Genomic DNA, 21010 nt, shown 5'->3' on the forward strand with positions numbered 1-21010 from the left:
GAGGAGGCACGGCCGTGAGACGGGAGGGAGGTGGCAGCCCCCGACGCAGGGGCGCCCGGCCGCCCCACCGCGGCGGACTGCCCGTCGCCGCCGTCCTTCTCGTGGCAGCCCTGGTCGTGGGCTACTTCCACGTGTCCCTCGACTGGCTGGGCCCGGACCGCCCCGCCCTGGGGTGGACCGTGTTCGGCCTGGCGCTGGCCCTCCTCGCGCTGCTGATGCTGTGGCAGATCCGAAACGTCCAGCTCGGCAGGCCGCACACCCGGCCCGGGATCGTCATCCCGGTCCTGATGTCCCTCTCCGTCCTGGTCTTCGCCGCCGGATACTTCGTCCTCACCCGCGACCCGGGCGAGTTCAGCGGGCTCCGCACCCGCCTGGACGCGCTGTACTTCACCCTGGCGACCCTGGCGACCGTCGGCTACGGCGACATCACACCGCACGGCCAGAGTGCCCGCGCCGTGACGATGCTGCAGATCCTCTACAACTTCGTGTTCCTCACCGCCGCCGCGACGGCACTGAGCCAGCACGTCCGCAGCCGTGCCGGCCGGCACCGGACCCGCGACGACGAAGGGACCTGAGACAGTCCTTCAGTTCGTCTCCCGCAGCCCCGTCGCCCGGCCGTCCGTATCCCACCGGACCTCCAGGATTCGCTCGACGGCGTCACGGTCGAGGGGCCCGAACACGTGAGGGAAGAGGGTGTCCTCGGCGACCCCGGGCGGCGGGGCGGGAACCGCCGCCTCGAACACGCACCTCGCGGTGAGCCGGTCCTCGTCGAGGAGCAGCGCCACCAGCGGCCTCGGCGCGCTCCGGTAGAAGGCGTTGACGACGGCCAGCGTGGTCTGCTCGTCGGGGGAGCAGTGCACGAACCCCTCCTCCGCGAGGGAGGCCGGTGCGTACGGGCGGTCCGGACGGGCGTTCCACTCCGCGAGCGGTACGACGTGATAGATCATGCCCCGGTTATACGCCCCGGGTCGTCCAAGGTGCGACCGCTTGGTGTGATCGGCGGCGGGTACCCGCGCGCCCATGAAGTGGCAACAACTGCAGGACGCTCCGTCGGCGGTGTACGTGGTGGTCCTCGATGCCGGCGAGGACCCCGTCGCCGAGCTGACCCGCTTCGCCCGCGACCGATCGCTCGGCGCGTCGCAGGTGACCGCCGTGGGCGCCTTCTCCGAGGCGGTCGTGGGCTGGTTCGACCGCGGTGTCAAGGACTACCGGCGCATCCCGGTGGAGGAGCAGTGCGAGGTGCTGTCCCTGCTCGGGGACATCGCCGTCGGCCAGGACGGCCCGACGCCGCACCTGCACGCCGTCCTGGGCCTGTCCGACGGCACCACCCGCGGCGGCCACCTCCTCGCGGGCCGCGTGTGGCCGACGCTGGAAGTCGTCATCCGGGACAGCCCCGCCGCACTGGCCAAGACCCACCATGCCGATCTCGGCCTGGCACTGATCGACCCCGCCTGAACCGTGCCGCGGCCCGGCGGAGCGGCCGGTTTACCGTCCCCGCTGCGGGCTACGCGGCCCACGGAACCCCGCACCGACACAAGCCCTGGAGGTGTCCATGACCCGGCAGATACGGGACGTCATGTCGTCCCGCACGGCCTCCGTCGAGCCGATGACCACGGTGACGCGAGCGGCCCGGCTGATGCGCGACCAGGACATCGGCGACGTCCTGGTGGCGTACGACAGCGACCTGTTCGGCGTCCTCACCGACCGTGACATCGTGCTCCGGGCCGTCGCCGAGGGCTGCGACCCCGACGTCACGACCGTCGGATCGGTCTGCACACCCCCGCCCGTGGCGACCCTGGCGCCGGACGACACGACCGATCACGCCGTCGAGCTGATGCGGCGGTACGCCGTCCGCCGGATCCCCGTCGTCGAGCGCGGCGGCTGCCCGGTCGGCATCGTCAGCCTCGGCGATCTCGCCGCGACCGAGGACCCGCGCTCCGCGCTGGCGGAGATCAGCGGGGCCGCCCCCAACCGCTGAGGGCGGCCCGCAGCCGGTGGGGGACGGTCAGCGCTGGTACAGCCCCACGAGGGTGCCGCTGGCGACCTGCCGTTGCTCGACCGCCTCGTGCACCTGTTCGGCCGTGGGCGAGTCGGGCAGGACAACCGGCTCCCGCAGGGCGTACAGCCGGAAGAAGTAGCGGTGCGCGTCGTCCCCGGGCGGGGGATGCGGTCCGCCCCAGCCCCGTTCGCCGAAGCCGTTGACCAGTTCGGTGCCGCCGGGCGGAGTCTGCCCCGCGGCGACCCCGTCACTGTGCGGGTCGATGCCGACCACGACCCAGTGCTCGAAGGTGCCCGACGGGGCGTCGGGATCCTCGCACACCAGCACCAGCTCGGCCGCGTCGTCCGGTGTGCCGCTCCACGTCAGCGGAGGGGAGACGTTCTCGCCCTCCAGCGCGTACCGGCGCGAGAGGAACGAGTGATCATTGAATGCGCTGCTGTTGAGGTCGATGCCAGACATGTGTCCCGGGGTACCCCGCCCGAGCCGGACCTACCGATCCGCAGGGGCACGCCCCGGCAGCGGTTCGGGCCGCAGCGCCTCGGGTACCCGGGACCCTTCGGCACGAGGAGGGGACGGAGGAACGCAGTCATGTCTCCCCTGGCAGAAACTTCCACGGGACCCGTCCACGAGGACCACCGCGCCCACGCGCGCACCGCCCGCCTGCGCAGCAGGATCCCGGAACCCGACGAGGAACCCGACCTGCTGGGCCAGTACCTGGCGCAGATCGGAGCGACTCCGCTGCTCAGCGCGGAGGACGAGGTGCGGCTGGCCCAGCGCATGGAGGCCGGTCTGCAGGCGCTGGAGGAGCTGCGGCAGGCCGACGAGGGCGAGCGCGAGCCGGCACCCGAGCGGCGCAGGGAGCTTGAGGAGACCGTCCGCGACGGCCAGGCGGCCAAGGACCACATGGTGCGGGCCAACCTGCGGCTCGTGGTGGCGATGGCCAAGCGGCACGCCCACCGGGGGCTGCCCCTGCTGGACGTCATCCAGGAGGGCAACCTGGGGCTGATCCGGGCCGTGGAGAAGTTCGACCACACCAAGGGCTTCAAGTTCTCCACGTACGCCACCTGGTGGATCCGCCAGGCGATCGAGCGGGGCCTCGCGACACACGCCCGGACGGTACGGCTGCCGATGCACGTCGTGGAGCAGCTGCAGAAGCTCGCCAAGGTCGAGCGGAAACTCCAGCTGAGCCTGGGACGCGAGCCGACCGCCGACGAGGTGGCCAAGGAGAGCGGGATCGCCGCGGACAAGGTCACCTGGCTGCGTCGCGTCGGGCGGGACGCGGTCAGCCTGGACACGCCGGTGGACGAGACCGGCGAGACCGTGGTCGGCGATCTGATCCCCGACACGGAGGTGCTCCAGGCGCCCGAGGTCGCCGAGTACCAGGCGCTCGCGGAGGAGTTGCGGGAGGCCGTCGGCACCCTGGAACCCCGCGAGGCCCTGATCCTCAGCCTGCGTTACGGCCTGCACGACGGCAGCACCCGCACCCTGGAACAGGTCGCGCAGCACATCGGCCTCACCCGTGAGCGCGTACGTCAGCTGGAGAAGGCCTCGCTCGCGCAGCTGCGCGCCCCCGAGACCCGGGACCGCCTGCTGGCCTGGGCGAGCTGACCGGGAACGCGACGGCATACGTACGCCCCTCCACACCCCACTCACCGCCCGGCGGCCCCTCCCCGGCGTCCATCGCCCGCAGCACGGGCCGCCCGATGTGGGCGTACACCAGCCGCCGCACCCCGTGCCGTGCGGCCTGTTCGGCGACGGCCTGCACGGTCGCGTGGCCGCCGACGCCGCCCCGGAACCGGATGGGTCGCCTCCAGGCAGCGGCCTCGGCGAACATCAGGTCCGCTCCCGCGGCCCAGCCCGGGAACTCCCAGAACTCCGGCGCCCACACCACCAGCAACCCGCCCGCCTCGATGCGGTAGCCGTACGCCGGATGCGAGGTGTGCACGACCCGGCGGCACCGCACCCGCACCTCGTCGCCCAGGTCCACGTCCGAGGCCCGCAGCTCGACACCCCGCGCCGCGGCACTCCGGCGCAGCGCGGACCGCAGTTCCCCCCGCTCGTCGGTGACGAGCCAGCCGTCGAGCCGCCCGGGCGGAGGCTCGGCACCGGGTCCGCCGTCGAACGCCACCCGGTACCCGGCGCAGCGCAGCAGCAGACCGGCGGGGGCGTACCGCGGCGAGTTCATCGCCCCGACGCCCAGCAGCGTCAGCCGCAGTCGGCGGTTCACCGGCCCGTCTCCAGCAGCAGCGTGCCGTCGGCGTCCAGGGCCACGCGCACGCCCTTGCTGATCCGGTCCAGCGTCCTGCGCAGCCATGCCCGGTCCGCGTCGGGCGCGGGCTCCAGCCGCATCCGCCGGGCCTGGAACGGCACCATGCGCAGACCGGCCAGCCGCCCGGAGTCCGCCGCGACCGACACCAGGTAGGCGAGCCGGAGGTCGTCCCGGTACTGCTCGTAGCCCCCGATGCCCTCGTAGTCGTCGATGAAGTCGCCGCAGCCGTACAGGATCAGCCGGCCGCGGTAGACCTCCAGCGGGCGCGGGTGGTGGGAGGAGTGGCCGTGGACGACGTCGGCACCGCCCTCCACCAGGGCGTGCGCGAAGCGAACCTGCTCGCGGGGTACGAGATAGCCCCAGTTCGAGCCCCAGTGCACGGAGACGACCGCGATGTCGCCGGCCCGTTTCTCCCGCCCCACCTGCCCGGCCACCGCGTCGGCGGTCGCGGGCGTCAGCGCGGGCAGGTAGGCGACACCGGACACGTCCGCGGTCGCCGCCCAGTCGTTGGGCACACCGCTGGACAGCGCCCCGAGGGCGAACACCAGCAGACGCCCGCCGCCCCGCAGGGGGACTGTCGCGGGAGCGTAGGCCTGCTGGGCGTTCCGTCCCGCGCCCGCCGTCCGCAGGCCCGCGCCGGCCAGCACCCCGAGGGTCTCCGCCAGGCCGGGGCGGCCGAAGTCCAGGACGTGGTTGTTGGCGAGTACGCAGACATCGGGCCGGGCCACGGCCAGGGCGGGCAGATTGGCCGGGTGCATCCGGTAGTGGACGCCCTTGCCGGGCGCGAACGTGTCGCTGCGCGTGACGGACGTCTCCAGGTTCACGATCCTGGCGTCCGGAGCGGCCTCCTCCAGCACCCGCAGCGCCTCGCCCCACGGCCAGCCGGGAGGGACCGGCGACGGGATCGGGCCGTTCACCGACTCCGCGAGCCGTACGTAGGACAGGGCGTCCGCGACGTAGCCCTCCCGCAGCTCCGGATCGCCGGGGTGCGCGAGGATCTGGTCGACGCCGCGCCCGAGCATCACGTCACCGCACAGGAACAGCGTCACCACGCCACTGCCCATGCACCCACAGTAGGCCGGTTTCCCCGTGCCCGGCTGGGTACCGCGGACAGGGGGACCAGCCGCGGGAGGTCGCGATGAAGCCGGGCCTGGATCTCGTCGAGGAGCGCCCCTACCGCTACCGCATCGCACCCCACGGCAGGATGCGGGTGCCCGGCGTGGTGTTCGCCTCCCGGAACCTGCTCGCCGACGCCGAGAAGTCCCTCCAGCAGGTCGTCAACGTGGCCACGCTGCCGGGCATCGTCGCCGCCTCGTACGCCATGCCGGACATCCACTGGGGCTACGGCTTCCCCATCGGCGGAGTGGCGGCGACCGACGTCGCCCAGGGCGGCGTGGTCTCGCCCGGCGGGGTCGGCTTCGACATCTCCTGCGGGGTACGGCTGCTGACCGCGGACACCGACCGGACAACGCTCCAGGCCGCGCTGCCCGACGTCATGGACGGTCTGGACCGGGTGATCCCGCGCGGCGCGGGCCCCGGCGGGGTGTGGCGGCTCACCGGCCCGGGCCAGCTGGACCGGATCCTGGCCGGCGGCTCCCGGTACGCCGTGGAACAGGGGTACGGCGAGGAACGCGACCTCGTCCGCTGCGAGGACGGCGGCGCGGTCGCCGACGCCGACCTGACGCAGGTGAGCCGGCGGGCGCGGGAGCGCGGTTTCGGGCAGGTCGGCAGCCTGGGATCCGCCAACCACTTCCTGGAGGTGCAGCAGGTCGCCCAGGTGTACGACGAGGAGGTCGCCGCCGCGTTCGGGCTCGCCCCCGGCCAGGTGTGCGTGATGATCCACTGCGGTTCGCGTGGTCTCGGGCACCAGATCTGCACCGACCACGTCCGGGCCATGGACCGTGCCATGACCCGCTACGGCATCACCGTGCCCGACCGGCAGCTGGCCTGCACCCCGGTCGACTCAACCGAAGGCCGGGCGTACCTCGGCGCGATGGCCGCCGCCGCCAACTACGGCCGCGCCAACCGGCAGATGCTCTCCCACGCGACCCGTCAGGTCTTCCGCCGCGCCGCAGGCGTCCACCTGTCCCTCCTCTACGACGTGTCCCACAACCTCGCCAAGATCGAGACCCACGAGGTGGCCGGTGAGCCGTACCGGCTGTGCGTGCACCGCAAGGGCGCCACCCGCGCCTTCCCGCCCGGGCACCCCGAACTCCCCGCCGACCTGCGGGAGTCCGGTCAGCCGGTCCTCATCCCCGGCACCATGGGCACCGCCTCGTACGTGCTCGCCGGCGTGCCGGGCGGCGACGCGTTCTCCTCCACCTGCCACGGCGCGGGCCGGGTCCTCAGCCGCCATCAGGCCGCTCGCACGGTCACCGGCAAGGAGCTGCTGGCCAGGCTGGAGGCGCACGGCATCGCGATACGCCCCCGGTCCTGGCGGGGCCTGGCCGAGGAGACCCCGGAGGCCTACAAGGACGTCAGCGCGGTGGTGACGGCCAGCGAGGGAGCCGGGCTGTGCCGCGCGGTGGCGCGGCTGGTGCCGCTGGGGGTGGTGAAGGGCTGAGCCCTCCGGGTTGCCTCCTCAGGCGTCGATGGTCACCGCGCACGACCACCCGTACGCGTCCGGCCCTATGCGCAGTTCGTGCCACGCCACGGCCTTCGGCGCGGCCCCGGTGATCTCCACCTCCTGCAGCCCGGCCACCGCCAGGCACACGTCCAGGCCCTCGTCGTCCTCGTCCGCCTCCACGTCCACGGGCACCTGGCCGTGCACCTCCAGCCGGAAGATGACCTCGTCCAGCAGCGTGGCCAGCAGATCCTCGTCGCTGGCCTCGGCCAGCCGGACGCGGTCCACCGCGGTGGGCCGCACCCGGGACACATCGGCGAAGCACTCCACCATGCCCAGCACCGCCTCCGCGAGACAGCGCTCCCGGCTCGCGCCCCACGCCTCGATGCGGATGTCGGCGGTGTGCGGCACCGCCCGGTGACCGCTCTCGCCCCGCTGCCGCGCCTGCCTGTCGTCGTCCGCGTCACCGACCATGCCAACCGACTGCCCGATCATCGGCGACACATGCGGCGCACGTCACAGTCGCCCGCTCCCGGGCCGGGCGAGGTGTCAGAGGGCCGCAGTCCGGTTACCCGGGCAGGTACGGCTGTGTGGATGGTGGACGGAAGGAGGTAACCCGGCGTGCGGCAACCCTGTGTCCTGCTGAAGTACGGAGAACTGGCGCTCAAGGGCCGCAACCGAGGTCGCTTCGAGCAGCAGCTGCTGGACAACGTGCGCGCCGCCCTGCACGACCTGGGCCCCGGTGTACGGGTCCGCCGCCGACGCGGGGTGATCGTGCTGTCCGCCCCCGGGCGGCCCGGCCTCCAGGACGAGCTGCTGGACCGGGCCCGGGAGGTGTTCGGCGTCAGCGTGGTGCAACCGGCGCTGCGTGTCGACCGTACCCCTGAGGCCGCCACGGCAGCCGCCCGTGACCTGGCCCGCGCGGCCCGCCCGGACGGCACGCGGCCCGGCTTCGCGGTACGCGCCCGGCGCCGCGACAAGGACTTCCCGCTCACCTCCACCGAGCTGAACATCCTGATCGGCGACGTCATCCGCACGGAACTGGGCTGGCCGGTCGATCTGACCGGGCCGGAGGTGGAGGTGGCCGTCGAGGTCGACCGGCGGGAGGTCTTCGTGGCCGTGGAGCGCTACAGCGGCGTGGGCGGGCTGCCCGTCGGGTGCAGCGGACGGGCCCTGGCGCTGCTGTCCGGCGGCTTCGACTCCCCGGTCGCCGCCCACCGCGCGATGCGGCGTGGCCTGGCCTGCGACTTCGTGCACTTCACCGGCGCGCCGCTGACCGGCCCGTCCTCCGCCTACAAGGCGTACGCCCTGGCCCGTCGCCTCGCCCGCTTCCAGGGCGGGGCCCGGCTGTGGGTGATCCCCCTCGGCCACGCCCAGAAGGAGCTGGCCCTGGCCGGCGCCGGGTCGCTGCACGTGGTCGCCCAGCGCCGGCTGATGGTGCGCACCGCCGACCGCCTCGCCCACGCCCAGCGCGCCCATGCCCTGGTGACCGGGGACAGCCTGGGCCAGGTCTCCAGCCAGACGCTGTCGAACCTCGCCACCGTCGAGCAGGCCGCCACCCTGCCGCTGCTCAGGCCGCTGCTCGCCTGGGACAAGGAGGAGATCATGGCCGAGGCGGACCGTCTGGGCACCGCGGAGATCTCCCGCCTGCCCGACGAGGACTGCTGCAGCCTGCTCGCTCCCCGGCGCGTCGCCACCCGCACCACGCCCGGCGCCCTGGCCCGCCTCGAACAGCGCCTCGACCTGGAGGAGACGGTGGACGGCCTGCTCGCCAAGGCCCGTCTGCTGCAGGTGACACCCGGACGGCACGAGGAGACCGGCGAGGCGTCCGCCGTGTCCTGAACGCGCACAGGGGCCGCCGTCGCGGGTACGCGGTTCCTCAGAAGGGGGGTCCGGCACGGAAGAAGGGGATGCCGATGATCTCCCAGTCGGTCACGGTGCCCGCCGATGGCGCGGAACTGGCGGGCGACCTGGTGCTGCCCGCGGGCGCCCGGGCCGTGGTGCTCTTCGCACACGGCAGCGGCAGCTCCCGGCACAGCCCGCGCAACCGCAGGGTCGCCGACGAACTGCGCACCGCCGCACTCGGCACCCTGCTGATGGACCTGCTCACGGAACGGGAGGAGCAGTACGACCTGCTGACCGCCGAGCACCGCTTCGACATACCGCTGCTCGGCGGCCGCCTGGTCGCCGCCATCGACTGGCTCCAGGCGCGGCCGGGCACCCGGGGCCTGCCCGTCGTCCTGTTCGGCGCCAGCACCGGCGCCGCCGCGGCCCTGGTCGCCGCCGCCGAACGACCCGACCGCGTGCTGACCGTCGTGTCACGCGGCGGACGGCCCGATCTGGCCGGCGACGCCCTGCCCGCCGTACGGGCACCCGTGCTGCTGATCGTGGGCGGCGCGGACCATCAGGTGCTGGGGCTCAACGAGGAGGCGGCCCGGCGGCTGCACGCGCCGCACACGCTGCATGTGGTGCCCGGCGCCACCCACCTGTTCGAGGAGCCCGGCGCGCTGGAGCAGGTCGCCGGCACCGCCCGGCAGTGGTGCGACGACCACCTGAAGGCCGCGGCCGGCTGACGTCCGGCCCGTCAGCCGGCCACGGGCAGGTCGATGCGCAGCCGGGCGCCCTGGCGCAGCAGCTCCCGCTGCACCAGCCGGTACGGCAGGCCTCGCGGGCCGTGCCCGTGGCGCACGGTCAGCGCGGCACACACGCCTGCCGCCTGACCGGTCGCCATCGCGATGGGCATGACCCGGTACGACGAGTGCGCCACATGCGTCCCGGAGATGCAGCGCCCGGCCACCAGCAGCCGTTCGGTGCTCTGCGGCACCAGACAGCGCAGCGGGATGTCGTAGAAGCGGCCCGTCGGCACCCGCTTCAGGACGGTGCCGGAGCCGCGCGGGTTGTGGATGTCGACCGGGTAGGCGCCGTGCGCGATGACGTCGTGGAAGGGCCGGGCGGCCAGGATGTCGTGGCCCGTGAGCTGGTAGTCGCCGACCACTCGCCGGGTCTCCCGCACGCCGATGTGGGTGCCGCTCTGCATCAGGTACGACTCCTCGAAACCGGGCACGCGGGTGCGCAGGAACCGGTCGATCTGCGCCATCTGACGGCGGGCCCGGTACTCGGCGCGGGTCAGGTCCCACACGTTGGTGCCGAGCACCCTGGTCACACGGGTGCTGTTGACGCTGACCTCGCGTGGATGCGGGGTCGCGAAGAACAGGATGTCCTCGCGCGGCAGCCGCAGCTCGCCCTCCGCCCTGGCCTCTTCCACCAGGTCCCACAGGCCGTGCACGCCGCGCCACTGGTCCGGATTCTTCCGCACGTACTCGGCGAAGTCCGGCCGCGCGAAATCCGCGACCCGGAACATCAGCGTCATCGGCTGCACCAGCCCGTCCTCCGGACGGCCGATCTCGTACGGCGCCCCGCAGGCGGCCGCGACGTCTCCGTCGCCCGTGCCGTCCACCACCACGCCGGCGTCGATGACCACCGGCCCGGACTTGGTCTCGAACACCACGCGCCAGCCGTCCTCCAGGCGCAGCGCGGTGGAGGCGAAGGCGTGGAACAGCATCCGCACCCCCGACTCGTCCATCATGTCGAGCAGGACCAGCTTGAACAGCTCCGGGTCGAAGGGGACCGTGTAGCCGGTCTTCGGGGAGGGCTTGAGACAGCCGCCGCGCCCCATCAGCTCGTCCAGCAGCCGCCACAGCACGCCCGCGACCACCGGCTCGCCCTCGCCATGGTCGTTGGGCAGCAGCCGGGCGTCCTCACCGGACTCGGTGAACGTGGCCTGCTTGTGCTCGTTGTGGAACGACATCAGCGGCATCACGAGCGCCGCGGTCGCGTTGCCGCCCAGGAACCCGTAGCGCTCCACCAGGACGACGTCGGCCCCGGCGTCGGCCGCGGCGACGGCGGCGGCGCACCCGGCGGGGCCGCCGCCGACCACCAGGACGTCGGTACGGCCCCCGTGCCGGGCCGGGCGCGGCGGCAGGGTGACCGTGTGAGGCTGTCGGGGTTCTTCCAGGATCGGCATCGGGTCCTCCCGCGGGCGGGGCTCGGCGTAGGCGTCAGGCGCTCAGTGGGCGGGCTCGGCGGCCTGCGGCCGCTGCAGCTCGATCTCCGCCTCCGCCTGCGGATCCAGCCCGCCGCCGATCTCGTCCAGCAGTGCCCCGCAGCGCACGCAGGTCTCCCGGGCGAACATGGACAGCTCCTGTACCCGGGCACGCAGATCCGCACGGCGCTGCGGATACTCGTCCCACAACCGGTCCACCTCCGCCAGCAGCAGTCCGGCCTGCTCCCGCGCCACACCCACCAGCGCCGGTGCGCCCAGTCGGCGCGCGAAGTCGAAGACCTTGCCGGAGTACGGCAACGGCAGCACCGGCAGACCGGACAGCGCCGCGAAGATCACGAAGTGCAGACGCATGCCGACGGCCAGGTCCAGATGGCGCATGAAGCCGAGGACCTGCCCCGGGGTGTAGGCGCCGTGCAGGATCCTGCCCTTGTCCGGCGCCGTCATGTGGGAGAGCACGGCGTGCGCATGGCGTACGTCGGCTCGCTCCATGGGCAGGAACACCACGTGTGCGTCCAGACGCCGGACCAGGAAGTCCGCGACGTCGGCCAGCAGTGCGTGGTAGTCGCCCTCGTCCAGTTTCTCCGCCGCCCGGCCCGGCTCGCGCACCGACATCCCCACCAGGCGGGCGTCGGTGGGCACGCCCTCGTCGCGCATCATCGCGTCCGTGAAGGGCTCCGGTTCCAGCAGCAGGGCCGGGTCGGCGGTGACGGTGACCTCGCGTTCCAGGCCGACCTCCTCCAGGACCAGTTTGGACTCCTGGTCCCGCACCACCACGTCGTCCATGTCCGCCAGCACGGTGCGTACCGCCTCCCGGTCCTCCGCCTCGCGCAGCGGGCCGGCTCCGACGGCGTAGGCGAAGGTGGGGATGCCCCGGTCCTGCGCGGCCCGCACGAGCCGCAGATACCGGCGCGCCTCGCCGTCGTAGAGGATGCCGCCACCGCCCAGCACCAGCAGATCCAGGCCGGACAGCGCGTCGGAGACATGGTTGAGGCTGACGCCCTCCCAGTCCACCACCTGGTGGATGCCGGGATGGTGGGTGCGGGTGTGCTCGGCGTTCCGGCTGAAGACGACGAGGCGTGCGTCCGGTCGCTGGGCCCGCAGACAGCCCAGTACGCATGTCAGGATCGACTCGTCGCCGATGTTGAAACCGCCGTACGAACCGAGCACGCCGATGCGCGGGCCCGACCCGGCGGGGTGCGGATGCGAGAGGGCAGTGGTCATCCGGGGGGCTCCCGTCATGTCGGAGTCGGCTGGGGCTGATGGCGGTGGCGCGGAAACACTCACAGTCCCGCGCACGGTCCCGGGTTGCCTGCGCCGACCGCTCGGAAACACGGCTGTTAGCGGGGCAATTATCCTCTAATCGGGCATTTTCTCCCTTCCCCTGTTCTACCGTCCCTTGCCGCGTTCCGCCTTCCCTGCTCTCCGGCTTCTCCCGCCGGAGGCAGGTGCATCGGCGGGCGGCGAGGGGGTACGCGGGTGCCGGACCTAGGGGGCCGTCTCCGTGAGGGAAGGAGGGGCAACCGTCATGCGGTTCCGTGATCGCCGCCAGGCCGGACAGGCGCTGGCCGAAGAGCTGCGGGCCCGGCAGGAGAAGGGCGCCCTGCCGGATCCGGTCGTCCTGGCCCTGCCCCGCGGCGGCGTCGCCGTGGCGCGCGAGGTCGCCCAGGCGCTCGACGCCCCGCTCGACGTGCTCGTCGTACGGAAGATCGGCGCCCCCTTCCAGGAGGAGTTCGGCGTCGGCGCGATCGCCGGCGACGACGACCCCCTCTACGACCGACGCGCCCTGGGCCACCTGGGCCTCAGCGAGGCCGCGCTCGCCCCCGTGGTCGACCGGGAACGCGCCGAACTCCGCCGCCGCGAGCAGCGCTACCGGCAGGGCCGCCCCGCCCCCGACCTGCGTGGACGTACGGTGATCGTCGTCGATGACGGCCTGGCCACGGGATCGACCGCCCGCGCCGCCCTGCGCTCCGTACGGCGCCAGGACCCCGCCCGGGTCGTGCTGGCCGTGCCGGTCTCCTCGCCCGAGGCGGCGGAACTGATGCGCACCGAGGCCGACGACGTGATCTGCCTGCACCGGCCCGCCGCGTTCATGGCCGTCGGCCTCTGGTACGAGGACTTCGAGCAGCTGACCGACGAGGATGTCCTGGAGGCACTGCGCCGGCATCGGCGAGTGAGCCACTAGGGCGCACGCTCTTGGCGCCGACGTTCCCTGTAGTTGACCTGGTGTTCACCTGATGGAGGTGGAAGACGGCACCGGTGGGGACGACCATGCGAATCCCCACCTGCACCAGGAGCACCTGTGAACGTCTCCCTCACCGTCTGGCTGCTCACCGTCGCCGTCCTGTGCGCGCTCGTCGCCGTCGACTTCTTCATCGGCCGCAAGCCCCACGACGTGTCGATCAGGGAGGCCGGGGTCTGGACCGTGGTGTGGGTCGTCCTGGCCTGTGTGTTCGGTGCGGGACTGTACTTCTACGGCGGAGGCCGGCCCACGGGCGAGTTCTTCGCGGGCTACATCACCGAGAAGTCGCTGAGCGTCGACAACCTCTTCGTGTTCGTCCTGATCATGGGGAAATTCGCGGTGCCCTCGCAGTACCAGCAGCGGGTGCTGATGGTCGGCGTCATCATGGCTCTGGTGCTGCGCGCCGGCTTCATCGCGGCCGGAGCGGCGATCATCTCCGCCTTCTCCTGGGTGTTCTACCTCTTCGGTGCCTTCCTGATCTGGACCGCCTGGAAGCTGATCCAGGACGCCCGCAAGGAGGAGCACGACGAGGAGTACGAGGAGAACAAGCTGCTGAAGGCCGCCGAGCGCCGCTTCGGCGTGGCCGACCGCTACCACGGCACCAAGCTGTTCATCACCGAGAACGGCAAGCGGGTGATGACCCCGATGATGGTCGTGATGCTCGCGATCGGCTCCACCGACGTGCTGTTCGCCCTGGACTCGATCCCCGCCATCTACGGCCTGACGCAGGACCCGTACATCGTCTTCACCGCGAACGCCTTCGCCCTGATGGGCCTGCGCCAGCTGTACTTCCTCATCGGCGGCCTGCTGAAGAAGCTGGTCCACCTGAGCTACGGCCTGTCGATCATCCTCGGCTTCATCGGCGTCAAACTGGTGCTGCACGCGCTGCACGAGTCCGGGGTCCACGTCCCCGAGATCAGCATCCCGTTCTCGCTGGGCTTCATCGTGCTCGTCCTGGCGGTCACCACGATCACCAGCCTGCGGGCCGCGAAGAAGCAGGAGACCGAGGAGGGACAGACGGCGTAGCGATCAGATCACGGCGTCGGCGCGCAGCGCCTCGATCTCGGCGGGGGTACAGCCGAGTTCCGCGAGGATCTCGTCGGTGTGCTCCCCGACGGCCGGAACGGCGTCCATGCGCGCGGGCAGACCCGCGAGGTCGGCCGGCGGCAGCAGCGCCTGCACCATGGCGCCGCCGGGCACGGCCACCTCCCGCCAGCGTTCACGGGCGGCCAGCACCGGGTGATCCAGGAACGCGGCGACGTCGTTGACCCCGGCGGCGGCGATGCCGATCTCCTCCAGGTCCTTGAGGATCGCCTCGCTGCCGGAACGGGCACAGCGCGCGGCGACGACGGCGTTGAGCTCCTCGCGGTGGGCGACCCGGTCGGAACCGGTCGCGAACCGGGGATCGTCGGTCAGCTCGGGCCGGCCCAGGAACCGAGCGCACAGGGCGGCCCACTCGCGCTCGTTCTGGATGGAGAACAGCACCTCCTTGCCGTCGGCGGCCCGGTAGGCGCCGTACGGGGCGATGGTCGCGTGCTGCGTGCCCATCCGCGCCGGCTGGCTGCCGCCGTACCGGGTGTAGTAGGCGGGCTGGCCCATCCACTCCGCCAGCGCCTCGAACAGGGACACCTCCACCGGATGCGCCGTACCCGTGGTCGCGCGCGTGTACAGGGCGGTGAGGATGCCGCTGTAGGCGTACATCCCGGCGGCGATGTCGGCCACGGAGATGCCGACCCGGGCGGTCTCGCCGGGCGTTCCGGTCAGCGACACCAGGCCTGTCTGGCACTGCACCAGCAGGTCGTACGACTTGCGGTCGGCCCACGGGCCGGTCGTGCCGTAGCCGGAGATGGTGCATGGGATCAGCCGCGGCAGGCGTGCGGCGAGGGCGTCGGTGCCGAGGCCGAGGCGGTCGGCGGCCCCTGGGGCGAGGTTCTGTACGAACACGTCCGCGCCGTCGAGGAGTTGGTGCAGGACTTCGCGGCCCCGCGGGTCCTTCAGGTCCAGTGTGAGGGACTCCTTGGACCGGTTCAGCCACACGAAATAGCTGGAGTGGCCGTGCACGGTCGTGTCGTAGCGGCGCGCGAAGTCGCCGCCACCGGGCCGTTCCACCTTGATCACGCGGGCGCCGAGGTCGGCGAGCTGCCGGGTGGCATAGGGCGCGGCCACCGCCTGCTCCAGGCTGACCACCGTGACCCCGGACAGGGGAAGCCGCTGCACCCTGACCCCTCCAGTTCCTGAGCCGTGCGTCCTGTGCGCAGATTAGCCGCAGAGCGCGCGGCCGGGCTCAGGGGGCCTGCGGGGACCGTCAGGGACGCGCCAGATGCCGCATGATCAGGGCGAGGTGCAGCCGCAGGCGGCCCTGCGGCGTGCGCACCGGCCAGCCCAGCAGGTGCTCGGCGTGGGTCAGCCGGTCCTGGAGCGTGGAGTGGTGGACGTTGATCTCGGCGGCGGCCGCCCGCAGGCTCGCGGTCGCGGCGACGGCGTGCAGGGTGGTGAGCAGCCAGGGCGTCGTCACGGCCGCCGCCTCCAGAGCGCGGACGTCCGGCGGGGGTTCCGCGCCCGGTTCGACGAGGCCGGCGAGGAGAGCGATACCGCCGAGCTCGTCGGCGTGCACCACACGCTGTCCCGGATCCCGCGCAGTGCCGTCGGCGGTGAAGCGCAGGGCGGTGCGCGCGGCCTCCCAGGACCGGGGCAGGTCGAGCACGGGAACGGCCGGTCCGACGCCGAGCCGACCGCCGGCCGCATCGGGCTCCGTTTCCGCGCGGACGATCCGGGGCCGGCCGTCCGGCGCTGCGAGGACCCTGGCCGGCGCGGCGGGGTCCAGCCCGAGCCGGCGAGCCGCGTGCAGTCGGGCCTGTTCCGGTGCCATGGAGTCGAGGACGGTTTCGACGAGCGCGGGGTCCTCGGCGGGGGCCCGCCCACGGGTGCGGTCCAGGACGAGCCGCACGGCCCCGGCGACCCGCTCCAGGATCACGGCGTCCACCACGCTGGGCTCCGCCTCCGCGCGTTCCAGCCAGACGGCCGCGGCGCCGCCCGGGGTGAGCGCGGCGGACGGCCACACCGGGTCCGGCGGGAGGTCGCTGTCGCGGCGGGCGCCGTCGGGCTCGACGCGGACGTGCACCCGCCGCTCGGGGTCGACCAGCCGCGCGGGGCAGCCCGCCAGCACGGCCGCCCCGCGCACCAGCGCCTCCACCCCTGCCCGGGACTCGGCCAGTCGGTCGAAGTAGGCGATGACACGGACGGCGGCCCCGGCATCCGGGTCCAGCGCGGTCAGACGCCCGGCCAGCTCTTTCATAGGCCCATGGTGCGCCATGAGCGCGTGTTTCGAGCCATGTGGTCCCGCCGGGACGTCCGCGTGAGGCGGCGTGCGAGCGCGCCCCGGCCCCTCCACCTGCTCCGGCCGCCAGGTCACCCGGCGGCCGGAGTCCGTGTTGCCGACGCCCCGCGAGAGCGCGGCGGAAGGTCTCCGCCGACCACCCAGGTCGTTCCGTCAGGTGCCTGCGCGGCCGGTTTTGCTGGGCGGCGAGGGTTGACATGGGGAGGGCGGGGCGGGGTCCGTTGGCTGCCCGGGTCATCCCGCCAGGAGCCTGCGCAGCCAGTTCAGCTGGGCGGCGACGGCCGACTGCGACAGCGCGGCGTGCGGGGCGAAGCCGTCGAAGCCGTGGAAGCCGCCGGGCCACACGTGCAGCTCGGCCACGCCGCCGGCCTGCCAGATGCGCGAGGCGTAGGCGACGACCTCGTCGCGGAAGGTCTCCGCGGAACCGACGTCTAGGAAGGCCGGGGGCAGGCCGGTCAGGTCCTCGGCGCGGGCGGGTGCCGCGTACGGGGAGACGTCCGGACCAGCCCGGCGCTCACCCAGCAGCGCGGTCCAGCCGGTCTCGTTGGCCGTGCGGTCCCAAATACCGAGGCCCGCCATCTGGTAAGAGGACGGCGTGTCGTTGCGGTCGTCGAGCATCGGGCACATCAGCATCTGCCCGATGGGCCGCGGCCCCTGCCGGTCCCGGGTGAGCAGCGCCAGCGCCGCACAGAGCCCGCCGCCCGCGCTGGCGCCCGCGAGGACGATCCGCTCCGGGTCGCCGCCGAGTTCCTTGGCGTGTTCCGCCGTCCACAGCAGCCCGGCGTACACGTCGTCGATCTGGGCGGGGTACGGATGCTCCGGCGCCAGCCGGTACTCCACGGAGACCACCACGGCGCCCAGTTCCTTCCCCCAAGCCAGTGGCCAGGCGACCCCGACTCTGTTGTTGCCGATGATCATGCCGCCGCCGTGCACGTGATAGATCACCGGCAGCGGGCCCGCGCCGACGGGAGCGGCCGGACGGCAGATCAGCAGTGAGATGTCCGGCTCGCCCTGCGGCCCGGGCACCTGCCGGTCCTCCACCTCGAAGAACCCGTCCAGCGTGAGGTCCAGGTCGGCGAGCATCTGGATGCCGGACCCCTGCCGCACATCGGCGATCTCGTCCATGGTGAGGCCCGGACTGACCACGTCCTTGATCAGTTCCAGGGCGGCGGCGAGTTCGGGGTCGAACGGGGGCGGGACCTGGGTCATGGTGTCTCCTCACGCGTCATCGCGGCGGCTCGTGCGGACATGGTGGGCCCGGCCGGCCGGGCACGGGCGCCGCCGTACGGCGGAACCTGCCCGCCGTACGGCGGGTGACAAGGACGTGACGGGTGACGGCCGGGGTGGTGAGGACGGCGACGAGGGCGCACACGCCGGTCCACCCGAAGCGGGCGAGGGCATGCGCCCCCAGCCACGACCCCAGACCGCCACCAAGATACGCGCAGGTCATGTACGCGGTGTTCAGGCAGCTGCGGACCTCGGCGCGCAGCGCGTAGAGGCGGACCTGGTTGGCCACCATGCCGGACTGCATGCCCACGTCCAGCAGCAGGGTGCCCGCGACCAGGGCGGCGAGGCCGAGTACGCCGCCCGCTGCGCCCAGCGCCAGCACCGCCGCCGACCCGCCGGCCACGAGGAAGCCCACCAGATTGACGGCGTCCGGACCCCGGCGGTCGACCTGGCGGCCCGCCGCCGGCGTGCACAGCATGGTCGCCGCGTTGACCAGGGCGAGCAGCCCGACGGCCCGTGCGTCCATGTCGTACACCGGTCCCGTGAGCAACAGCGCGACGCCGGTCCACACGGCGGAGAACCCGGCGAACACCGACGCCTGGTAGAGGCAGGAGCGGCGCAGCTCGGGCTCGGTGCGCAGCAGGCGCAGCGGCTCGGCCAGGAGCGCCGGGTAGGACTGGGCGGAGGGCGGGCGGGTGTCCGGCAGGGCACGGGCCAGGAGCCCGGCGGTCGTCAGGGACAGCGCCGCGGCCAGGACGTACGGGGCGCGCCAGCCCAGCCACTCGCCGAGGGCGCCGCCGAAGGTACGGGACAGCAGCATCCCGGCCAGGGAGCCGCTCAGCAGGATCCCGCCGGTCACCCCGCGGCGCTCCGCCGGCACCAGGCCCGCCGTCAGCGGACCGGCGAGCGGCGCCACCACCGTCGTCACCCCGACGAACGCGCTCGCGCCGACGAGCGGCACCAGCCCGGGCGCGGCGGCCGCCGCCAGCAGCCCGAGGCCGGTCAGCGTGAGCAGGCCGGCCAGCAACGGACGGTGCGGGAGCCGGTCGCCGAGCGGGACGAGCAGGAAGACGCCGGCCGCGTACCCGAACTGGACCGCGGTGACGACCATGGCGGCCGCGTCGGGCGGGACGCCGAGGCCGGCGGCCACCAGCGGGGCGAGCGCCTGCGGGAAGTACACGTTGCCCACGGCCACGCCGCACGCGAGGGCGAGCACAGTAGGGTGCCGGAGAGGATGATCCGTCATGTGCCGAAGTCCACGGCAGCGACGCGCGGTTGCCAAAGGATGTAGCGGGGGGCTAAATGATCAGCTTCCAGCTCGGTGCCGAGGACCTCGCGGACACCCGGTTCGCGATCTCCCCCCTGCGCGAGGTCATGGGCAGTCTCAGAGCCCTGCGTGCCCCTGGCCTGTACCCCCTGCACACCCGGTGGCGTGCCTCGGTGCTGGACCGGCTCGACCCCGCCGACGCCCGGCTGCTCGCGGCCCTGGTGGGGGAGACCCTCGCCCTGCCCGACTTCCTGACACCGCGACCGACGGCCTTCGCGCCCACGGTCGAGGAGCAGCTGGCCGTCGTACGCGCCACGCCCCCGGAGGTCGTCCGCCGCGACCTGTACGCGGTGCACGCACCGAGACCGCTGCCGAACGCGCTGCGCGCGCTCAAGGCGCCCGGTGACGCGCCGGTCGCGGAGCTGCTGGAGGAACTGTGCGCACTCCTGTACCGCTACTGGGAGTCGGCGCTGCTGCCCGCGTGGCCACAGATGCGGCTGGTGCTGGAGGCCGACATCACCCACCGTGCACGGCAGCTGGCCACCGGCGGCGCGCGTCTCCTCTTCGCCGGCCTGCATCCGAACCTGCGCTGGCGGGGCGGTGTCCTGCACGTCGAGAAGATGATCGGGCACCATCACGTGGACGGCTCAGGTCGGGGCCTGCGCCTGGTGCCGTCCCTGTTCGCGCACAAGCCGGCGCCTCCGGTCAGCGCCGAGGAACCCCCGATGCTGGCCTACCCGAGCCGGGGCGCCGCGACCCTGTGGGAGCCGGAACCCGAGCCCGGCGCACCGGCGCTCATCGCCCTGCTCGGCGCGCCCAGGACGACGCTGCTGCGTCTGCTCGCCGAGCCGCTGCCGACGGTCGAGATCGCCCGGCGCCTCGGAGTGACGCCGAGCGCCGTGTCCCAGCACCTCAAGGTGCTGCACGCGACGGGCCTGGTGACCCGCACCCGCGACGGACGACACGTCCTCTACCGGCGCAGCCCGCTCGGCGACCAGCTGGCGGGCAACGGTGGGGGTTGACTTGGAGTGCGCTCCAAGTTCTAGCGTCACAAGGGTCGTTGCCACTCCGGACGAACGGATACGGACATGCGCGTGGGCGTGCACATCAACCGGTTCGGCCACTCCGGGGGCGCCCCGGCACTCGGCGCGGAACTGGCCGCCGCGGGCGCCGCGGCCGAGGCGGCGGGCGTCAGCTGGCTGTCCGTCATGGACCACTACTTCCAGATGGAGTTCAACGGCGGCGCCGAGGAGCCCATGCTGGAGGCCTACACGACCCTGGGCTATCTCGCCGGACACACCTCCACCGTCCGCCTCGGCGCGCTGGTGACCGGCGTGACCTACCGCCACCCCGGCCTGCTCGCCAAGATCGCCACCACGCTCGACGTGCTGTCCGGCGGCCGGGCCACCCTCGGCATCGGAGCGGCCTGGTACGACCGCGAGCACCACGGCCTCGGCGTGCCCTACCCGCCGGTCGCGGAGCGGTTCGAACGGCTGGAGGAGACCGTGCGGATCTGCCTGCAGATGTGGGACCCGGAGAACGACGGTCCCTTCGAGGGCGCGCACTACCGGCTCGCCGAGACCCTGTGCGTCCCGGCGCCGGTGAGTTCACCGCACCCCGAGCTCATGATCGGCGGGGGAGGGGAGAAGAAGACCCTGCGCCTCGTCGCGCAGTACGCCGACGCGTGCAACGTGATCGCCTCGTCCCCCGAGGAGATCAGGCACAAGTTCGGCGTCCTGCGCGGGCACTGCGACGCCGTGGGGCGCGACTACGACGGAATCCGCAAGACCATCCTCTACACCGGCGAGGCGGCCACCACGGAGGACCTCGACGCCTTCACCCGGGACGTCACCGGCTACACCGAACTCGGCATCGACACCGTGATCCTCGCCCCTCGAGTGGGCGAACCCGCGAGCTGGATCGACCGCTTCGCGGCACCGGCCGTTCAGCGGGTGGCGGGGCTCGCCTGAACCGCAGCGGGTCCGGTGGGTGAGGCCCGCCGCGGTGGCGGCCACGTGGTGCCGCCGAGCCGAGGGCCCTTGCGTG

Annotated in this window: 22 protein-coding genes; 11 read left to right on the forward strand and 11 right to left on the reverse strand. The window is 73.1% G+C overall.

Translation table 11 applies throughout. The annotated features are described in order from the left end of the window. Positions 1-77 precede the first annotated feature (77 nt). The gene (locus NW895_RS27660; RefSeq protein ID WP_289939133.1) at positions 78-575 is read left to right on the forward strand and encodes a potassium channel family protein; all 498 of its coding nucleotides are present in this window, start codon (positions 78-80) and stop codon (positions 573-575) included. A gap of 9 nt (positions 576-584) precedes the next feature. Here NW895_RS27660 and NW895_RS27665 read toward each other — a convergent pair whose 3' ends face one another. Then, a complete protein-coding gene (locus NW895_RS27665) occupies positions 585-947 on the reverse strand; it encodes a DUF952 domain-containing protein (protein WP_289938886.1) in 363 nt (120 codons plus the stop codon). Between the two features lie 73 nt (positions 948-1020). Between NW895_RS27665 and NW895_RS27670 the strand changes: the two genes are divergently transcribed. Next, a complete protein-coding gene (locus NW895_RS27670) occupies positions 1021-1455 on the forward strand; it encodes a PPC domain-containing DNA-binding protein (protein WP_289938887.1) in 435 nt (144 codons plus the stop codon). A 97-nt stretch (positions 1456-1552) separates the two neighbouring features. Next, positions 1553-1978, forward strand: a complete 426-nt coding sequence (locus NW895_RS27675) for a CBS domain-containing protein (RefSeq protein ID WP_289938889.1) — start codon at positions 1553-1555, stop codon at positions 1976-1978. Between the two features lie 27 nt (positions 1979-2005). Here NW895_RS27675 and NW895_RS27680 read toward each other — a convergent pair whose 3' ends face one another. After that, a complete protein-coding gene (locus tag NW895_RS27680; RefSeq protein ID WP_289938891.1) occupies positions 2006-2458 on the reverse strand; it encodes a YbhB/YbcL family Raf kinase inhibitor-like protein in 453 nt (150 codons plus the stop codon). A 129-nt stretch (positions 2459-2587) separates the two neighbouring features. Here NW895_RS27680 and NW895_RS27685 point away from each other — a divergent pair, with 129 nt between their 5' ends. Beyond that, a complete protein-coding gene (locus NW895_RS27685) occupies positions 2588-3607 on the forward strand; it encodes a sigma-70 family RNA polymerase sigma factor (protein WP_289938893.1) in 1020 nt (339 codons plus the stop codon). Here the strand turns inward: NW895_RS27685 and NW895_RS27690 are convergent. Beyond that, positions 3513-4226, reverse strand: a complete 714-nt coding sequence (locus NW895_RS27690) for an MBL fold metallo-hydrolase (protein WP_289938894.1) — start codon at positions 4224-4226, stop codon at positions 3513-3515. The genes NW895_RS27685 and NW895_RS27690 overlap by 95 nt on opposite strands. Further along, a complete protein-coding gene (locus NW895_RS27695) occupies positions 4223-5332 on the reverse strand; it encodes a CapA family protein (RefSeq protein ID WP_289938895.1) in 1110 nt (369 codons plus the stop codon). The genes NW895_RS27690 and NW895_RS27695 overlap by 4 nt, the downstream gene beginning before the upstream one ends. Positions 5333-5406: 74 nt before the next feature. On the opposite strand from NW895_RS27695, the gene NW895_RS27700 reads away from it, so the two are divergent. Then, entirely contained in the window at positions 5407-6831 is a 1425-nt protein-coding gene (locus tag NW895_RS27700; RefSeq protein ID WP_289938897.1) for an RtcB family protein, read from the forward strand. Positions 6832-6849: 18 nt separating this feature from the next. On the opposite strand, the gene NW895_RS27705 is transcribed toward NW895_RS27700, so the two are convergent. Further along, a complete protein-coding gene (locus tag NW895_RS27705; protein ID WP_289939134.1) occupies positions 6850-7305 on the reverse strand; it encodes an archease in 456 nt (151 codons plus the stop codon). Positions 7306-7452: 147 nt separating this feature from the next. Here NW895_RS27705 and thiI point away from each other — a divergent pair, with 147 nt between their 5' ends. Together thiI and NW895_RS27715 are read left to right on the forward strand one after the other, a co-directional pair. Continuing rightward, the gene (gene thiI / locus NW895_RS27710; protein WP_289938898.1) at positions 7453-8673 is read left to right on the forward strand and encodes a tRNA uracil 4-sulfurtransferase ThiI; all 1221 of its coding nucleotides are present in this window, start codon (positions 7453-7455) and stop codon (positions 8671-8673) included. 74 nt (positions 8674-8747) lie between these two features. Next, positions 8748-9404, forward strand: a complete 657-nt coding sequence (locus NW895_RS27715; protein WP_289938900.1) for a dienelactone hydrolase family protein — start codon at positions 8748-8750, stop codon at positions 9402-9404. Positions 9405-9415: 11 nt separating this feature from the next. Here NW895_RS27715 and NW895_RS27720 read toward each other — a convergent pair whose 3' ends face one another. Both NW895_RS27720 and NW895_RS27725 read right to left on the reverse strand, forming a co-directional pair. Continuing rightward, positions 9416-10855: an FAD-dependent oxidoreductase gene (locus NW895_RS27720; protein ID WP_289938901.1), complete on the reverse strand. Its 1440-nt coding sequence runs from the start codon at positions 10853-10855 to the stop codon at positions 9416-9418. 42 nt (positions 10856-10897) lie between these two features. Next, positions 10898-12115, reverse strand: coding sequence for a polysaccharide pyruvyl transferase family protein (locus NW895_RS27725; protein ID WP_289938903.1), 1218 nt, complete (start codon positions 12113-12115; stop codon positions 10898-10900). 304 nt (positions 12116-12419) lie between these two features. Between NW895_RS27725 and NW895_RS27730 the strand changes: the two genes are divergently transcribed. Continuing rightward, positions 12420-13076, forward strand: a complete 657-nt coding sequence (locus NW895_RS27730; RefSeq protein WP_289938904.1) for a phosphoribosyltransferase — start codon at positions 12420-12422, stop codon at positions 13074-13076. Between the two features lie 117 nt (positions 13077-13193). After that, entirely contained in the window at positions 13194-14159 is a 966-nt protein-coding gene (locus NW895_RS27735; protein WP_289938905.1) for a TerC family protein, read from the forward strand. A gap of 3 nt (positions 14160-14162) precedes the next feature. On the opposite strand, the gene NW895_RS27740 is transcribed toward NW895_RS27735, so the two are convergent. The 4 genes from NW895_RS27740 to NW895_RS27755 form a co-directional block, all read right to left on the reverse strand. Next, positions 14163-15350 carry a CaiB/BaiF CoA-transferase family protein gene (locus tag NW895_RS27740; RefSeq protein ID WP_289938907.1) on the reverse strand — a complete coding sequence of 396 codons (1188 nt, stop codon included), beginning with the start codon at positions 15348-15350 and terminating at the stop codon, positions 14163-14165. 88 nt (positions 15351-15438) lie between these two features. Beyond that, on the reverse strand, positions 15439-16428 hold the full coding sequence (locus NW895_RS27745) for a helix-turn-helix domain-containing protein (RefSeq protein WP_289938908.1): 990 nt from the start codon (positions 16426-16428) through the stop codon (positions 15439-15441). A 276-nt stretch (positions 16429-16704) separates the two neighbouring features. Then, positions 16705-17679, reverse strand: coding sequence for an alpha/beta hydrolase (locus tag NW895_RS27750; protein WP_289938909.1), 975 nt, complete (start codon positions 17677-17679; stop codon positions 16705-16707). Between the two features lie 16 nt (positions 17680-17695). Further along, a complete protein-coding gene (locus tag NW895_RS27755) occupies positions 17696-18943 on the reverse strand; it encodes an MFS transporter (protein WP_289938911.1) in 1248 nt (415 codons plus the stop codon). Positions 18944-18999: 56 nt separating this feature from the next. On the opposite strand from NW895_RS27755, the gene NW895_RS27760 reads away from it, so the two are divergent. Further along, the gene (locus NW895_RS27760; protein WP_289938912.1) at positions 19000-19986 is read left to right on the forward strand and encodes a MarR family transcriptional regulator; all 987 of its coding nucleotides are present in this window, start codon (positions 19000-19002) and stop codon (positions 19984-19986) included. A gap of 66 nt (positions 19987-20052) precedes the next feature. Next, positions 20053-20934: an LLM class F420-dependent oxidoreductase gene (locus tag NW895_RS27765; RefSeq protein WP_289938913.1), complete on the forward strand. Its 882-nt coding sequence runs from the start codon at positions 20053-20055 to the stop codon at positions 20932-20934. Positions 20935-21010 lie beyond the last annotated feature (76 nt).

The organism is Streptomyces sp. S.PNR 29 (assembly GCF_030386795.1).
GTDB lineage: Bacteria > Actinomycetota > Actinomycetes > Streptomycetales > Streptomycetaceae > Streptomyces.

Bases quoted from the DNA above. Each gene is read 5' to 3' on its own strand.
- NW895_RS27665 (WP_289938886.1), bottom strand. From the start codon at position 947: ATGATCTATCACGTCGTACCGCTCGCGGAGTGGAACGCCCGTCCGGAC.
- NW895_RS27670 (WP_289938887.1), top strand. From the start codon at position 1,021: ATGAAGTGGCAACAACTGCAGGACGCTCCGTCGGCGGTGTACGTGGTG.
- NW895_RS27675 (WP_289938889.1), top strand. From the start codon at position 1,553: ATGACCCGGCAGATACGGGACGTCATGTCGTCCCGCACGGCCTCCGTC.
- NW895_RS27680 (WP_289938891.1), bottom strand. From the start codon at position 2,458: ATGTCTGGCATCGACCTCAACAGCAGCGCATTCAATGATCACTCGTTC.
- NW895_RS27685 (WP_289938893.1), top strand. From the start codon at position 2,588: ATGTCTCCCCTGGCAGAAACTTCCACGGGACCCGTCCACGAGGACCAC.
- NW895_RS27695 (WP_289938895.1), bottom strand. From the start codon at position 5,332: ATGGGCAGTGGCGTGGTGACGCTGTTCCTGTGCGGTGACGTGATGCTC.
- NW895_RS27700 (WP_289938897.1), top strand. From the start codon at position 5,407: ATGAAGCCGGGCCTGGATCTCGTCGAGGAGCGCCCCTACCGCTACCGC.
- NW895_RS27705 (WP_289939134.1), bottom strand. From the start codon at position 7,305: ATGGTCGGTGACGCGGACGACGACAGGCAGGCGCGGCAGCGGGGCGAG.
- NW895_RS27715 (WP_289938900.1), top strand. From the start codon at position 8,748: ATGATCTCCCAGTCGGTCACGGTGCCCGCCGATGGCGCGGAACTGGCG.
- NW895_RS27720 (WP_289938901.1), bottom strand. From the start codon at position 10,855: ATGCCGATCCTGGAAGAACCCCGACAGCCTCACACGGTCACCCTGCCG.
- NW895_RS27725 (WP_289938903.1), bottom strand. From the start codon at position 12,115: ATGACCACTGCCCTCTCGCATCCGCACCCCGCCGGGTCGGGCCCGCGC.
- NW895_RS27730 (WP_289938904.1), top strand. From the start codon at position 12,420: ATGCGGTTCCGTGATCGCCGCCAGGCCGGACAGGCGCTGGCCGAAGAG.
- NW895_RS27745 (WP_289938908.1), bottom strand. From the start codon at position 16,428: ATGAAAGAGCTGGCCGGGCGTCTGACCGCGCTGGACCCGGATGCCGGG.
- NW895_RS27750 (WP_289938909.1), bottom strand. From the start codon at position 17,679: ATGACCCAGGTCCCGCCCCCGTTCGACCCCGAACTCGCCGCCGCCCTG.
- NW895_RS27755 (WP_289938911.1), bottom strand. From the start codon at position 18,943: ATGACGGATCATCCTCTCCGGCACCCTACTGTGCTCGCCCTCGCGTGC.
- NW895_RS27760 (WP_289938912.1), top strand. From the start codon at position 19,000: ATGATCAGCTTCCAGCTCGGTGCCGAGGACCTCGCGGACACCCGGTTC.
- NW895_RS27765 (WP_289938913.1), top strand. From the start codon at position 20,053: ATGCGCGTGGGCGTGCACATCAACCGGTTCGGCCACTCCGGGGGCGCC.